Genomic DNA, 13779 nt, shown 5'->3' on the forward strand with positions numbered 1-13779 from the left:
GCCACGGCCGGAAGCACCCGCTTCAAGCCCCGAAGGAGGACAACATGCAACAACTCGTCGAACGCGTACTGACTCTGAAGATCGATGAGATCAAGAGAGTCGAGATGGACTGCTGCGTCGTCGTCGATTAATGGCGCAGCTACACGAGATACGGATAACAAGGAGAAGAACATGGACAAGCTGATCGATCAGATCCTCGCCGACAAGCGCACCGAAGCAAAGAACGCAGAGACAAGCTGCTGCGCCGCCCCCACGCCGGACAAGCTCTGAGCTACAGGAGGTAAGGAATGACGCCCCGACGATTCCCGCTCGACCCGGACTACGCCACGACGGTGATGGATCGCATCGACGATCTGAACCGTGACACCGTCGAGCAGCAGTTCGTCGAGTGTCTCAAGTTCCTCGCCATCACCTCATCGACCTCCGGGAGGCGAATCGCCGTCATCCCGGAGGTCGATCGGGTATGGCACGAACTGATCCTCCAGACGATGTCCTACGAACATCTCTGCTCAGAACTTCCGGGGAAGCAATTCCTGCACCACGAGTCCATAAGCCCGAGCGGGTACTACGAGCGCGTGGGCGATCGGGAGTTCGTGCGCGAGTTCATCCAGTGGATCCCCGACTACGTCCAGAACTTCGGCCCCTTCACAGCACGCAGCGCCGCGCTCTGGACCGTCGCGAACTTCCTGGAGACCGAGATGGGCATGTCGCTATCCGAAATCAATCGTTTCGGGCGCGACGAGGAGGCCGAGGTACTACTTCCGCAAGATTCGCCCTGGCTGCTCCTCGGCACCCAGACCCGCATCTCGCCGCTTCTCGATGCAGCCGCCGCGGACTAGCGGTTCGAGCCGACCGGTGGGCTCGACCTCGTTCGTCCTGGACTCTCCCCCCGGCGGCAGCTTCGCCCTGCCCGACCAAACCCCCTCGCCTAACTTCCGGCGAGCGATCCTCGATCGCATGCACGCCCTGTCCTGGAACCGCTATCCGACGATCCCGCCTGACATCCTGCGGCGGACGCCGTGGGACTTCTCGCGGTACGGCGCATCAACCATCTTCGGCCGCGGGGGTGAGCCGGTGCTGCTCGACGCACTCCGGGCCTCCGGCGCCCACCGAATGATCGTTCCCGAACACTCCTATCCCGGCTACGCGCGAATATGCGGCGTCATTGGCGCCCGGCTCGACACCTATGGCGACGCAGCCCAGCTGCAGGAGCTGTCAACGGCTCCTGCAGCTGTCGACACCGTCCTTGTGGTCACAGAGCCAGGCAATCCTCTGGAGATCGCGCGGCCGCGGCTCGCGGTCGGAGCGCTGACTCCGCGGCTGCACATGCTCGTCGATGCGGCCTACGCCGTGCCCTACGGGCGCGCATTCCGAAGTACCGTCCGCTGGTGGATCGCGCGCGGCGCGGCCGTGTGCTTCACCCTGTCGAAAATGGCGTGCTTCGCTGGTGCACGATTCGGCGGAGTGGTACGCCCGCGAGGTGCGTTCCCCGGCATGAACCAGGACCAACGGTTCTGGGATGTGTTCTCCACGGCCCTGATGGATGCGTTCGGCGATCCGCAGGTCATCGCGACCGCCCTCGCCCTCAGCCGCGCGCAAGAGGCGGTCGGCGACTCGCTCGCCCGGCTCCTCGAAGCGGCGCGTATCCCGGTCGTCGGTCGCGGCGGAGGCTGCTTTGCCACGGTGGCTGCGGCGCACATCACCCCTGACGTGCGCCGTCTGCTCAGCGCGAAGGACTTCGACGGAACGTGGACGCGTATCGACGCAACCGTCAGGAACATCGACCGACTGAAGGCCCACCTGTGAGACCCAACGGATTCCGGAGCGACATCGTCCGGGTTCTCAAGCACGCGACCCCGATGATGTTGGCGCAGGTCATCCCGCTCGGGGCGTCATTCGCGCTGATCGCGGTAGCGCTTGCGCTCGGTCGAGCCGACTTCGCAGCGATCATCGGAACGACCGCGACGATCAGCGGGCTCGGCACCCTGATTAACGTCGGCGTCGGGATCGGCACCCTGCGCGAGCTCGCCGTCGCCCGCACCGACGGGGGCCTGATCACCTCCGCGATAGCGACGAATCTGCGACTCGCGTCGGCAGTGTCGTTCATCGTGATCGCGGTGAGCGCCGCAACCGCCGTCACGCTCAGCCTCGCAACGCCGCATAGCTCGGACCTCGTGGTCGCGCTCTGGATCGCGTTGATCCTCCAGCTTCCCGCCAATGCCCTGTCTTCGCACACCAGTGTGCTCGCCGCCGCCTTTCAACATCTCGGGCGCGAGAAGGACAACCTCGTCATCACGCTCACGCGCACGCTCATCGGCCTGGCGATCGGCCTCGCGATCGTCGTCTTCGTGTCCGATCCGCTCGCCGCCATCGCGCTGCAGTCGGCGCTCGCCTCGCTCATGGTCATCGCCATGCTCTGGGAACGTCGGCGGCGACTGCTCCGAGCCGGAGTGCACGTTCGCATCCTCCGCACCCCCGACTTCGCGCTTCGCCGCATCGGCGACCGCATCCTCAATTCCCTCGACGGCGCGGTGTTCATGGTGCTCTTCATGGTCGCGCAGCTGGTCGCGGCCAGCATCTCCGTCGAGGTCGCCGCCCAGGTCGCCGCCGGCGTCGCGCTCTGCCGCACCATCATCATCCCGCTGAAGATGATCGGTCAGACCGCCGGAAGGATGACCCTGCAGGATCGCGCTCGGGAGCCGAGGTACCGGGTGGCGTCCTACGGCGTCGTCGGCATCTTCGTCGTCCCCCTCGCGCTGTCCCTCATCCTGCTCTCCGCGTTCGGCCTGAGCCCGGTGGGCGATCCGGTGCTGGGGCTCCTCATCGCTCTGCAGCTGCTGCTCGAGCCGTTCTCCGGATCCCTGTTCGCCTACATGAAGGTCACCTTCGGCGCCACAGCCGGACTGCTCGGGCTGATCCTCACCTATCTGGTTCTCGCGCCTGTCGCGCTGCTCATCTGCAGGTTCATAGCCCCGAGCGCGGTAGGCCTGTGGGCCGCTCTGCTTCTCGTCAGGCTCCTCTTCAGCGTCGCGAACCTGGCTGCCCTCCGGACGCTCCTTCGCTCACAGCAGCGCGCGACCACCCTCCCGAAATGAAGGAGAACTCACGCCGGGAAGGATGCTCTGCAGCATCCGCTCCTTCATAGCGTGAGTTCTCCTTCAGGACGTGCGACGGGTGCGCGGGTGAAGAGGGAACAACTCAGTCGTCGAGCAGCTCCGCCTCGATCACGTCGTCATCATCGTCATCCTCCGGCGCGGGCTCGGGCGTCGTCGACGTGAGCACGAGGCCCGCACCGTCGGCGCCCACATCGACCCGCACGGTGTCGCCGTCGCGCACACCGCCCGAGAGCAGCGCGGTCGCCAGCTTGTTCTGCACCTCGCTCTGGATGAGGCGGCGCAGCGGCCGGGCACCGAACATCGGGTCGTACCCGCGCTCGGCGAGCCACGACCGGGCATCCGGCGTCACGGCGAGCGTGAGTCGACGGTCCTTCAGGCGGTCGTGCAGCTGATCGACCGAGAGTTCGACGATCTGCGCGAGGTCGTCTTCGGTCAGGGCCGAGAACATCACGATGTCGTCGAGACGGTTCAGGAACTCCGGGCGGAACGCCTGTCGCACGAGCGCCATCACCTGCTCCCGCTTGGCCTCGGGCGACAGCACCGGATCGATGAGGATCGGCGAGCCGAGGTTCGACGTGAGGATCAGGATGACGTTCGAGAAGTCGACCGTACGACCCTGGCCGTCGGTCAGACGACCGTCGTCGAGCACCTGCAGCAAGATGTCGAACACCTCGGGGTGGGCCTTCTCGACCTCGTCGAGCAGGATCACGCTGTAGGGGCGACGCCGCACGGCCTCGGTCAGCTGACCGCCCTGCTCGTAGCCGATGTACCCCGGAGGGGCGCCGACGAGCCGCGATACCGAGTGCTTCTCGCCATACTCCGACATGTCGATGCGCACCATGGAGTGCTCGTCGTCGAACAGGAACTGCGCCAGCGCCTTGGCCAGCTCGGTCTTGCCGACACCGGTCGGTCCGAGGAACAGGAACGAGCCGGTCGGTCGGCCGGGGTCGCTGATGCCCGCACGCGAGCGGCGCACGGCATCCGACACTGCCTTGACGGCATCCTTCTGTCCGATCAGGCGCTTGCCGAGCTCGCTCTCGAGGTGCAGGAGCTTCTCGCTCTCGCCCTGCAGCAGACGCCCGACAGGGATGCCGGTCCACGCGGCGATGACCGCGGCGATGTCCTCCTCGGTGACCTGCTCGTTGACCATGCGCGGTTCGGCGGGGGTCGCGGCCTCGGCCTGCTCGGCCTCGGCGATGTCGCGCTCCAGCCGCTTGATGGTCTCGTACTCCAGCTTCGAGGCCTTCGTGTAGTCGGCGTTGCGCATGGCGAGGTCGCGCTGCGTGATCGCGTCGTCGAGCTGCTTCTTGAGCTCACCGACCCGGTTCAGACCCTGACGCTCGCGCGCCCACCGGGCCTCGAGCCCCGCGAGCTCTTTCTCCATGCCGACGAGCTGTTCGCGCAGAGCACCGAGGCGCTCCTTCGACGCGGCGTCCTTCTCGCGCTTGAGGGCCAGCTCCTCCAGCTTCAGCCGGTCGACCTGGCGCTTGAGCTGGTCGATCTCGACCGGCGAGGAGTCGATCTCCATCTTGAGCCGAGACATCGACTCGTCGATCAGGTCGATTGCCTTGTCCGGCAGCTGACGCGCGGGAAGATACCGGTTCGAGAGCGCGGCAGCGGCGACGAGGGCGCTGTCGGAGATCGTGACTCCGTGGTGCGCCTCGTAGCGACCCTTGAGCCCGCGGAGGATCGCGATGGTGTCCTCGACCGTGGGCTCGCCGACGTACACCTGCTGGAAGCGGCGCTCGAGCGCGGCATCCTTCTCGATGAACTCGCGGTATTCGTTGAGCGTGGTCGCGCCGATCAGCCGCAGTTCACCGCGGGCCAGCATCGGCTTGAGCATGTTGGAGGCCGCGACCGATCCCTCGCCACCGCCCGCACCCATCAGCACGTGCAGCTCGTCGATGAACGTGATGACTTGGCCCTCGGATTCGGTGATCTCCTTGAGCACCTGCTTCAGCCGCTCCTCGAACTGGCCGCGGTACATCGCGCCGGCCACGAGGGCCGAGATGTCGAGGGTGACCAGCTCTTTGCCCTTGAGCGACTCGGCGACGTCGCCCGCGACGATGCGCTGGGCGAGGCCCTCGACGACGGCGGTCTTGCCGACGCCGGGCTCGCCGATCAGCACCGGGTTGTTCTTGGTGCGGCGGGTGAGAACCTGGCTAACGCGCCGGATCTCACTGTCGCGCCCGATCACGGGGTCGAGCTTGCCCTCGCGGGCGCGGTCGGTCAGGTTGATGCCGAACTGCTCGAGGGCGGACTGCTGGTCTTGGTTCTGGTTGCCGGTCTGCGGGTTGCTCATGCGCTCCTCCTGGAGATGCTCCTTATGGTCGTCTCCCGCCGGCCGGATCGGACAGCGGGATCAAAGTTGAGTGGTATTGACTCAAGTTTAGCATTCAGCCGCGTTCTCCTCCAGTCCCCGCCTGCCGTCAGCGCACCTGTACGACGGCGTCCCAGATCGCGGCCGCGACCGCACGTTTCGAACCGGATGCCGCGCCGGCATCCGCCCCGCCCGGGCCGAGGATGTGCACGGCGTTCTCGGCGCTCTCGAACCCGCGCTCCCACCCGACCTCGTTCACGACGAGCAGGTCGACGCCCTTGCGCTGCTGCTTGCGGCGAGCGCGGGCGAGCAGTTCGGCTTCGCCCTCGGGCGTCTCCGCGGCGAAGGCGATGACGAGCTGGCCCGGCTTCCGCGTCGCGGCGAGTGCGGCGACGATGTCCTCGTTCTCGACCAGCTCGATGGTCGGCACTCCCCCGGCCTCCTTGGTGAGCTTGCGGTCCGAGACCTCCACCGGCCGGTAGTCCGCCACGGCCGCCGCCATCACGACCACATCGGCGGCTGCGGCCTCGCGCTTCATCGCTTCGGCGAGCTCCGCAGCCGCGCCGACGGGGACGATGCGGATCGACGGATGCCGCACCTCGGCGAGCACGTCGCCGGCGATGTTCGCCGCGACCAGGGTCACCTCGGCCCCACGGGCGGCGGCCTCAGCGGCGAGGGCAGCCCCCTGCCTGCCGCTCGACCGGTTGCCGAGGAAACGCACGGGGTCGATCGGCTCGCGCGTGCCACCGGCCGAGACGACGACCCGCACCCCGGCAAGGTCGCGGGGAGCGAGCAGCACCTGAGCCGCCGCGAAGATCTCCTCGGGCTCCGACATCCGCCCGGGTCCGCTGTCGCCGCCCGCGAGCTCTCCGTCGGCCGGGCCGACGATGTGCACGCCGCGCTCCCGCAGCGTCGCGATGTTCGCCTGCGTCGCCTTGTTCCGCCACATCTCCGCGTGCATGGCGGGCGCGATCAGCACCGGCGCCTCGGTGGCGAGCAGGGTCGTGCCGAGGAGGTCGTCGGCGAGACCGGCAGTGATCTTGGCGATCGAGTTCGCGGTCGCCGGCGCCACGATCACGAGTTCGGCGGCCTGGCCGAGCGCGACGTGCCGCACCTTGGCCACGTCGTCGTGCACGCTCGTGGTGACCGGGTGGCGACTGATCGCCTCCCACGTCGGCAGCCCGACGAAGCGCAGCGCATCCTCGGTGGGCACCACGGTCACGTCGTGCCCACCCTTCGTGAGCAGGCGCACGAGGTGCACCGCCTTGTACGCGGCGATGCCGCCCGTGACTCCGACGACGATGTTCACGTCTCGATTCTGCCCCAGCATGCGCCGCCGCGGGGCCGACGCCGGAATCCTCGACCTAGACTTGCACCCGTGTGCACGGTCGTGATCGATGTCGAGGATGCCGGTGTCGCGAGGCTTCTGGCGGTGCGTGACGAAGACCCGCAGCGGGAGTGGGATGCCCTCGGCCCCTGGTGGCCGGAGCAGTATCCGGGCGTGATCGGCATCCGGGATCGACGTGCGGGCGGAGCCTGGCTCGCCGCGAACCCTGCGGAACGGCGGCTGGCGGTGCTGCTGAATCGCGCTGATGTGCGCGACCTCCCCGACACTCAGGCGGTCTCGCGAGGATCCCTCGCGCTCGAGTCGGTCGTGGGCCGCTCCCCGATCGCCCCGCTGCCCATGCACGGCTTCAACCTGCTGGAGGTCGGACCCGAGGGGGCGCGAGTGCTGTCGTGGGACGGCGTCGACCTGAGTGAGACACGCATCACCCCCGGCACGCACATGATCGCGCACGACGACCTCGACGATGAGGCGACTCCGCGGATCACCGCCTGGCTGCCGGAGTTCCGCGCTCTGGGCCCGACGGCCGACCTCGAGGACTGGGCCGGCGAATGGACAGCGCTCCTCGCGGCCTCCGCCGAGCTCTCGCCCGAGGACGACCGCGCGATCATCCGCGACAACCGCCCGCACGGATACCCCACGCAGTCGCTGTTGTATGCGACGGCATCCGCCACCCCCACAGGGCTCGAGGTGCGCGATCACGCGCTCCCGTCTCCGGCGCACTGGAGCGCCTGAGCGCACGTTCCGCGCATCCCGCGGTGCGGGCAACGCACGCGCCACACCGAGGACTGCGTAGTCATTCTTGGCCTCCGCGCGGTCTAGCATGGGAAGCCCGGCACGGAAGAGGAGGGCCCATGCCGCCGAAGTCCCGCGGTGTGACCAGCGTCGACGTCGCCCGAGCGGCCGGTGTGTCGCAGACGACGGTGTCACGCATCGTCAACGGCCATGAGGGCGTGTCCGAGCGGGTGCGCGCCAAGGTCGAGGCGGCGATCCAGCAGCTCGACTACCGCCCCAACCTCAGCGCCCGCAGTCTCGTCACCAGCCGCACGCAGACGATCGGCGTCGTGCTCGGCGACCCGCGCAACAGCTACTACGCCGAACTGCTGCACACGATCAGCGATGATCTCAATCGCGCCGGATACCGGGCACTCATCCTCAGCGGTCGCGCCGACACCACTGAAGACCTCGCGCGGACCCTGCGGGAGACGAACGTCGACGGCGTCATCCTCACGACGACGCTGCTCTCACCCGATGACGAGGGTCGCATCGTGTCGCTCGGCGTCCCCGCGGTGACGATGGGCCCCGGCGCCGTGCCCGACAACGACTCGATCTCGCCCGACAACGTCGACGGAGGGCGCATCGCGGGCCGTCATCTGGCATCCCTCGGGCATCGACGCATCGGAGTGATCGCCGGTCCGCTCGGCACGACCTCCGTCCGCGATCGTCACGAAGGCTTCCTGTCGGAGCTCGAGGCGGCCGGGATCGTGTTCGACCCCTCGCTCCTGGACGTCGCCGACCTCGACTACACCAGGGCCTTCGAGGCAGCGACCCGCCTGCTGCAGCTGCCCGAGCCGCCGACCGCGCTCTTCTGCCACAACGACCTCGTGGCCTTCGGCGCCCTGAACGCTGCGAAGGCGCTCGGAATCGGCGTACCGGATGAGGTGTCGGTGCTCGGCTTCGACGATGTGGCGATGTCGTCGTGGCAGGCGTTCGATCTCACGACGGTGCGCCAGCCGATCCTCGATATGGCGCACGGGGCCGTCGAGCTGCTGCTCGCGCGTCTCGCGACACCGGAACAGGATGCCGCGCATGTGCTGCTGCCCTGCTCCCTGGTCGAGCGTTCTACCACCCGAGCGCTCTGACTGGAGCGCCCGCTCACGCCGCCGAAGACTCGTCCGTCGCGCACGAGAACCGCGCGCGGTAGGCCGTGGGCGTGAGTCCGAGGACCCTCGCGAAGTTCTGCCGGAGCACCGCCGCCGAGCCGAAGCCGCACTCGTCGGCGATGTGATCGAGCGGGAGGTCGGTGCGCTCCAGCATCCGCTGCGCGTGGATGATGCGCTGGCGTGCGAGCCACGCGGCGGGCGTCGCGCCGTACTCGGCCTTGAAGCGGCGGGCGAAGGTGCGCGGCGACATCAACGCCCTGGCCGCGAGCTGATCGACGCCGAGGTCGTCGCGGAGGTGCTCGACGGCCCAGTCGGCGACCGCGGCGAGCGAGTCGGTGGGCACCACGGGGATCGGACGGTCGATGAACTGCGCCTGGCCGCCGTCACGCTGCGGCGGCACCACCATGCGGCGCGCGATGCGGTTCGTGAGCTCGGCACCCACCTCCTGGCGGAGCAGGTGCAGGCAGGCATCGATGCCGGCGGCGGTGCCGGCGCTGGTGATGATCTTCCCGTCCTGCACGAAGAGCACGTCGGGATCGATGTCGATCTTCGGGTACATGTCGGCCATGACGTGGGCGTACATCCAGTGCGTCGTCGCCCGACGTCCGTCGAGCACGCCGGCGGCGGCGAGGATGAAGGACCCGCTGCAGACGCTCATCACCCAGGCGCCGCGCTCGACCGCGTGTCGCGCGACATCGAGCAGGAGCGGGTCGATGTCGCCCCAGCGCTCGCGAGGCACCGGGCAGAAGACCACGAGGTCGGCGTCGTACGCGAAGGCCAGGTCGTGTTCGACGTTGACGGAGAAGCCGATCTTCGACTGCACGACACCCGCCTGCGGGGCGACGATGCGGAAGTCGAAGTTGGGCACGCCGTCGCTGGATCGATCGAGCCCGAACGCTTCGCAGGCGACGCCGAACTCGAACGGCGCGAATCCGTCCTGGATGACGCAGGCGACTGTCTTCATGCACACTCCCGGTTGGCAGTTTTCGTACGGTGATAGTCGATTCTGCCACTCGTGACAGTTCGGCATCGAACGTAGCGTTTCTGCCATGATACTCGTCATCGCACTCATCGCACTGGTCGCGTGGGCGACCGTCGCCACCGTCATCGAACTCCGTCGCGACGGCTACCACCGCACGCCGACGGACTGGAGCCGCGTCGGCGGCCAAGACGTCCACCAGCAGGCCGAATCCGGACACGGCTACCGCTGAGCCCCGCTCGAGCCGCGGTGTATGGTCGGCTCATGATCCCGCTCGACAGCCTCGTCGCCTTCGCCGTGGCGTCCGTCGTGATCATCGCCATTCCCGGCCCGAGCGTGCTGTTCGTGATCGGCCGCTCCCTCTCACTCGGACGCCGCGCGGGCGTGCTCAGCGTCGTCGGCAACGCCCTCGGCACCGTGCCGGCCGTTCTCGCCGTGGCATTCGGGGTAGGCGCCATCGTCGCGTCTTCCGTGGTGGCGTTCACCATCATCAAGATCATCGGCGCCGCCTACCTGATCTGGCTCGGCGTGCAGGCCATCCGCCACCGTCACGATCACGTCCCCGATGCGGATCGAGCACCGGCCTCCGCCGCGACACTGCTGCGTCAGGGCTTCATCGTCGGGCTGACCAACCCGAAAACGATCGCATTCTTCGTGGCCGTGCTCCCCCAGTTCGTCGCCCCCGCGGCCGGACCGATCTGGGCACAGTTGCTGCTGCTCGGGCTCACCTTCCAGACGCTCGCGCTGATCTGCGACAGCGTATGGGCCCTCGCCGCCGGAACCGCACGCGCCTGGTTCGCCCGCTCGCCGCGCCGCATGTCGACGCTGTCCGGAACCGGAGGCGTGATGATGATCGGGCTGGGCGGCACGCTGGCGCTGACCGGCGCGAAGAGCTGAGCCGATTCCCCGGTGCGGATGGGGAGTGCCCCGACTACGCTCGTCGTCATGAGCGAGCCCCAGCAGCCTCCCGCGCATCTGCCCGCCGCCCCGCAGTACCCCGGCACGCACGCGTTCCCGACGCACGCGTCCAGTGCGCCGCCATCCGCCCCCGCCACTCCCGCGCAGCCGACCGCCGACCCCGCGTATCCGACGGCGTACCCGACCGCCGCTCCGGCCCACCCGGCCGGGGTTCCCGGCTATCCCGCGTCGTGGCCGGCCGCGGCGGCAACTCCCGCCACCCCGGCCGGCAGCGCGCTCGGGCGGACCGCCTTCGTGATCGCCGTCATCACACTCGCGGTCAACCTCATCTCGTCGATCGTCCGGTTGCTCATCTACACGTCGGACTTCGGATACGGATCCGCCTACGCGATCGATGACGCGATCGGCGTGATCTCCTTCTTCGCCTACGTCGTCGCCCTCGTGCTGGGGATCATCGCCGCGCGCCGACCGGGACCGCGCCTTCTCGCCGGCATCGCGATCGGAATCGCGGGCGCCGGCGCTCTGGGGATGATCTTCAGCTGGATCGGCATCGCCTTCCTGCGCTTCGCCTGAGCCTCAGCCTGCGTCAGCGCCCGGCGAGCACCCGCTCGTAGACCTCGACCATGGCCGCCGTGCGCGACGTCTGACGGAACGCCTCGGCGACCTCGGGAACCGGCGTCGGAGCGGTGCCGGCGGCGATGTCGGATGCCGCCAGCCGCAGGGTCTCCGCGAGCGCGGCGAGCCGACGGGCCTCGAGTTCGCGGCCCGACGCGGTGGCGCCGGCATCCGGAACCGCCCACAGCCCTCCGCCGAGCTCGGCGGCGATGTCGGGGTCGCAGATCACGGAGGGCGTGCCGAGCGTGGCCGCCTCGAACGGGGTCATCCCCTGGGTCTCGAAGCCGATCGAGGTCTGCACGAGCGCGTCGGCGGCGGCGATCCGCTCCAGGGTCTGCGGGTAGGTCAGTCGTCCGGCGAAGCGCACGCCGTCGTGCCCGCGCACGATCTTCTCGGCCGCGGCGCGCTGCCCCCCACCGCCGATGATCTCGAGTTCCGCGTCGATTCCGGCGGCGACGAACGCCTCCAGGAACGGCAGCAGGCGCTTCTCGGGGCTCATCCGTCCGAGCCAGAGGAAACGGGGGCGTCCGGGCTCCCTGGCCGACGGTCGTGCAGCGAGCGTCTGTGCGCGCAGGTCATCGTCGATGCCGTTCCAGATCACGTCGACCCGCGGGAACACATCGTGCCGCTCGAGGCGTCGGGCGAAGTGCGTCGATGGCGCGGTCACGGCGGATGCTCCGGCGGCGAGACCGCGCAGGAACGACCAGCCGTCCACTCCCCGCGCGGGGTCGCCGATCCCGCGCATCGCCCCGCGGCGCCAGGCGTTCAACACGGCGAGCACGGGGCGGTGCAGCGGAGTGACGGCCGCGATCCCGACATCGACGCGGTTGTGCATGGTGTGCACGACCGGGATGCCGTGACGCTGGGCGTAGCGGTGCCCGATGAACGCGCCCCAGAAGTCGGCTTGCACGTGCACCAGGTCCACCGGCGGGCGGCGGGTCATGGCCTTGTCGAGGAAGCGGTCGGTCCCGCGACCGGGCCATGTCATCGAGTATTCGCGGTCGAGCGTGATCGGCATCGACGGCAGGTCGATGTACGCCCCACCGTGCGAGCCGGACGGCATGCGCGAGCCGTGCATCTTCGGCGCGACGACCGTGACGGTGTGTCCGGCGCGTTCGAGGAACTCCCGCTGGAGCCGCATCGACACCTGCGCTCCGCCGAGGGAGTCGAGGTGCTGATCGCCGAAGAAGACGATGTGCATGTCCGGCTACTCCGCCGCTGACGCGTCGCGGCGCTGTGAGCCGATGGGGATACTGTGCATGTCCGGCTGCTCGCTACTCGGGCAGCGGCTCGTCGCGGTACAGCGCCTCGAAGGTGTCGAGGGTGCGGTTGATGTCGTGGATCGCGACACCGTCGAGCGACGCGCGCTGCATCCGCTCGTACTCGGTAGGTTCCGCGGTGAGCACGTCGGTCAGGCGCGCGGCGAGCTCATCGACGTTGCCCGGTTCGAACAGGTAGCCGTTCTCGCCGTCGTGCACGAGGTGCGGGAGGGCCACCGCATCCGCTGCGACGATCGGCAGCGCCGACGCCATGGCCTCCATGGTCGCGATGGACTGCAGCTCGGCGATCGACGCGATCACGAACAGGCTCGCGCGGGACAGCAGCGCCCGGAGCTCCTCGTCGGTGGTGCGCCCGTGGAACGTGACGCGGTCGGCGAGACCGAGCTGCGCGGCCAGGTGCTCCAGCTGCTTGCGCTGGTCGCCGCCGCCGACGATGTCGAAGGTCGTGTCGAGCGCCGGGTCGAGCTTCGTCATCGCCTTGAGGATGACCTCGACCTGCTTCTCGGCGGTGAGGCGTCCGACGAAGACGATGCGGTTCGCATCGCGCGGGGCGATCACCGGCGTGTACTGCGTGCGGTCGATGCCGCAGCTCACCGGGATCACACCCTCCACCTCGACCGTCTTCTCGAGGAAGTCGGCGGCGCGGCGCGTCGGGGTGGTGATGGCGCGGGTCAGGTCGAAGGTGCGCTTGGCGTCGGCCCAGGCGAACTTCAGGACGAGGTCGTCGATGAACTTCGGCATGGTGGTGTGATCGAGGATGTTCTCGGCCATGACGTGGTTGGTCGCGATGACCGGGATGCCGCGCTCGTGCGCGACGTAGGCCAGGCCGCGGCCGATCACGATGTGCGACTGGATGTGCACGACATCCGGCTGCACCTGGTCGATGACCTTGCGGGCGTACGGCTTCGAGCGCCACGGCCAGACGAATCGCAGCCAGTCGTGGGGCGCCCAGCGCACCGACGGCAGCCGGTGCAGCGTCATCGGCTCGCCCTCGATGACCTCGGTGCGCGGCTGCGCACGGCGGTAGGCCTGGTTGGGGGCGACGACGTGCACGTCATGGCCGCGCTGCACGAGGCCCGCGGCGAGGCGCTCGGCGAAGCGGGCGGCGCCGTTGATGTCGGGCGCGAACGTGTCGCAGCCGATCACGATCTTCAAGGGGCGGGGCGCGGATTCGGCGGCGGGGCCGCTCGACGGATCGATCGGATCGTCGGAGGGAGTCACAGACATGCTGCCTTACGATGTGGCGGCCAAGGGAAAGCCCTGGTCGGGCGCTGGCCACTCTACCCGAGCGCCCTGCGCGGACGGCCGAGGCGTACCGGGCAT

13 protein-coding genes are annotated in these 13779 nt (G+C 68.8%); 8 read left to right on the top strand and 5 right to left on the bottom strand.

Features of this window, described 5'->3' with window-relative positions; translation table 11 throughout:
• Window positions 1-287: 287 nt before the first annotated feature.
• Genes HCX50_RS00860 through HCX50_RS00870 form a run of 3 tightly spaced genes read left to right on the top strand, consistent with a single transcriptional unit; the run spans window position 288 to window position 3095 of the window.
• Entirely contained in the window at window positions 288-839 is a 552-nt protein-coding gene (locus HCX50_RS00860) for a hypothetical protein (protein WP_091031837.1), read from the top strand.
• Entirely contained in the window at window positions 820-1806 is a 987-nt protein-coding gene (locus tag HCX50_RS00865; protein WP_140403314.1) for an aminotransferase class I/II-fold pyridoxal phosphate-dependent enzyme, read from the top strand. Before HCX50_RS00860 ends, HCX50_RS00865 begins: the two co-directional genes overlap by 20 nt.
• Window positions 1803-3095 carry a hypothetical protein gene (locus HCX50_RS00870; protein ID WP_091031844.1) on the top strand — a complete coding sequence of 431 codons (1293 nt, stop codon included), beginning with the start codon at window positions 1803-1805 and terminating at the stop codon, window positions 3093-3095. The genes HCX50_RS00865 and HCX50_RS00870 overlap by 4 nt, the downstream gene beginning before the upstream one ends.
• A 103-nt stretch (window positions 3096-3198) precedes the next feature.
• On the opposite strand, the gene HCX50_RS00875 is transcribed toward HCX50_RS00870, so the two are convergent.
• Both HCX50_RS00875 and coaBC read right to left on the bottom strand, forming a co-directional pair.
• Window positions 3199-5418, bottom strand: a complete 2220-nt coding sequence (locus HCX50_RS00875; protein WP_091031848.1) for an ATP-dependent Clp protease ATP-binding subunit — start codon at window positions 5416-5418, stop codon at window positions 3199-3201.
• A gap of 127 nt (window positions 5419-5545) precedes the next feature.
• Window positions 5546-6745: a bifunctional phosphopantothenoylcysteine decarboxylase/phosphopantothenate--cysteine ligase CoaBC gene (gene coaBC / locus HCX50_RS00880; RefSeq protein WP_167632686.1), complete on the bottom strand. Its 1200-nt coding sequence runs from the start codon at window positions 6743-6745 to the stop codon at window positions 5546-5548.
• Between the two features lie 69 nt (window positions 6746-6814).
• On the opposite strand from coaBC, the gene HCX50_RS00885 reads away from it, so the two are divergent.
• Both HCX50_RS00885 and HCX50_RS00890 read left to right on the top strand, forming a co-directional pair.
• Complete coding sequence (locus tag HCX50_RS00885) at window positions 6815-7516, top strand: NRDE family protein (protein WP_167632687.1); 702 nt, start codon at window positions 6815-6817, stop codon at window positions 7514-7516.
• 119 nt (window positions 7517-7635) lie between these two features.
• Window positions 7636-8643 (top strand): LacI family DNA-binding transcriptional regulator, encoded by a 1008-nt coding sequence (locus HCX50_RS00890; RefSeq protein WP_167632688.1) that lies wholly within the window; start codon window positions 7636-7638, stop codon window positions 8641-8643.
• A 13-nt stretch (window positions 8644-8656) separates the two neighbouring features.
• Here the strand turns inward: HCX50_RS00890 and HCX50_RS00895 are convergent, their stop codons facing one another.
• Window positions 8657-9628 carry a GlxA family transcriptional regulator gene (locus tag HCX50_RS00895; RefSeq protein WP_167632689.1) on the bottom strand — a complete coding sequence of 324 codons (972 nt, stop codon included), beginning with the start codon at window positions 9626-9628 and terminating at the stop codon, window positions 8657-8659.
• Between the two features lie 85 nt (window positions 9629-9713).
• Between HCX50_RS00895 and HCX50_RS00900 the strand changes: the two genes are divergently transcribed.
• Genes HCX50_RS00900 through HCX50_RS00910 form a run of 3 tightly spaced genes read left to right on the top strand, consistent with a single transcriptional unit; the run spans window position 9714 to window position 11134 of the window.
• The gene (locus tag HCX50_RS00900) at window positions 9714-9875 is read left to right on the top strand and encodes a hypothetical protein (RefSeq protein WP_167632690.1); all 162 of its coding nucleotides are present in this window, start codon (window positions 9714-9716) and stop codon (window positions 9873-9875) included.
• A gap of 32 nt (window positions 9876-9907) precedes the next feature.
• Window positions 9908-10540, top strand: coding sequence for a LysE family translocator (locus tag HCX50_RS00905; protein WP_091031859.1), 633 nt, complete (start codon window positions 9908-9910; stop codon window positions 10538-10540).
• Window positions 10541-10588: 48 nt separating this feature from the next.
• Window positions 10589-11134 (top strand): hypothetical protein, encoded by a 546-nt coding sequence (locus tag HCX50_RS00910; protein WP_167632691.1) that lies wholly within the window; start codon window positions 10589-10591, stop codon window positions 11132-11134.
• Between the two features lie 13 nt (window positions 11135-11147).
• On the opposite strand, the gene HCX50_RS00915 is transcribed toward HCX50_RS00910, so the two are convergent.
• Both HCX50_RS00915 and HCX50_RS00920 read right to left on the bottom strand, forming a co-directional pair.
• Entirely contained in the window at window positions 11148-12377 is a 1230-nt protein-coding gene (locus HCX50_RS00915; RefSeq protein WP_167632692.1) for a glycosyltransferase, read from the bottom strand.
• Between the two features lie 73 nt (window positions 12378-12450).
• Window positions 12451-13683, bottom strand: a complete 1233-nt coding sequence (locus tag HCX50_RS00920; protein WP_167632693.1) for a glycosyltransferase — start codon at window positions 13681-13683, stop codon at window positions 12451-12453.
• Window positions 13684-13779: the final 96 nt, after the last annotated feature.

It is taken from the genome of Microbacterium sp. B19(2022) (assembly GCF_012030385.1).
Taxonomy (GTDB): domain Bacteria; phylum Actinomycetota; class Actinomycetes; order Actinomycetales; family Microbacteriaceae; genus Microbacterium; species Microbacterium oxydans_B.

Excerpts from the sequence above, each read along its gene's own strand:
- HCX50_RS00860 (WP_091031837.1), top strand. The coding sequence starts at position 288 with ATGACGCCCCGACGATTCCCGCTCGACCCGGACTACGCCACGACGGTG.
- HCX50_RS00865 (WP_140403314.1), top strand. The coding sequence starts at position 820 with ATGCAGCCGCCGCGGACTAGCGGTTCGAGCCGACCGGTGGGCTCGACC.
- HCX50_RS00875 (WP_091031848.1), bottom strand. The coding sequence starts at position 5,418 with ATGAGCAACCCGCAGACCGGCAACCAGAACCAAGACCAGCAGTCCGCC.
- HCX50_RS00890 (WP_167632688.1), top strand. The coding sequence starts at position 7,636 with ATGCCGCCGAAGTCCCGCGGTGTGACCAGCGTCGACGTCGCCCGAGCG.
- HCX50_RS00895 (WP_167632689.1), bottom strand. The coding sequence starts at position 9,628 with ATGAAGACAGTCGCCTGCGTCATCCAGGACGGATTCGCGCCGTTCGAG.
- HCX50_RS00900 (WP_167632690.1), top strand. The coding sequence starts at position 9,714 with ATGATACTCGTCATCGCACTCATCGCACTGGTCGCGTGGGCGACCGTC.
- HCX50_RS00905 (WP_091031859.1), top strand. The coding sequence starts at position 9,908 with ATGATCCCGCTCGACAGCCTCGTCGCCTTCGCCGTGGCGTCCGTCGTG.
- HCX50_RS00910 (WP_167632691.1), top strand. The coding sequence starts at position 10,589 with ATGAGCGAGCCCCAGCAGCCTCCCGCGCATCTGCCCGCCGCCCCGCAG.
- HCX50_RS00915 (WP_167632692.1), bottom strand. The coding sequence starts at position 12,377 with ATGCACATCGTCTTCTTCGGCGATCAGCACCTCGACTCCCTCGGCGGA.
- HCX50_RS00920 (WP_167632693.1), bottom strand. The coding sequence starts at position 13,683 with ATGTCTGTGACTCCCTCCGACGATCCGATCGATCCGTCGAGCGGCCCC.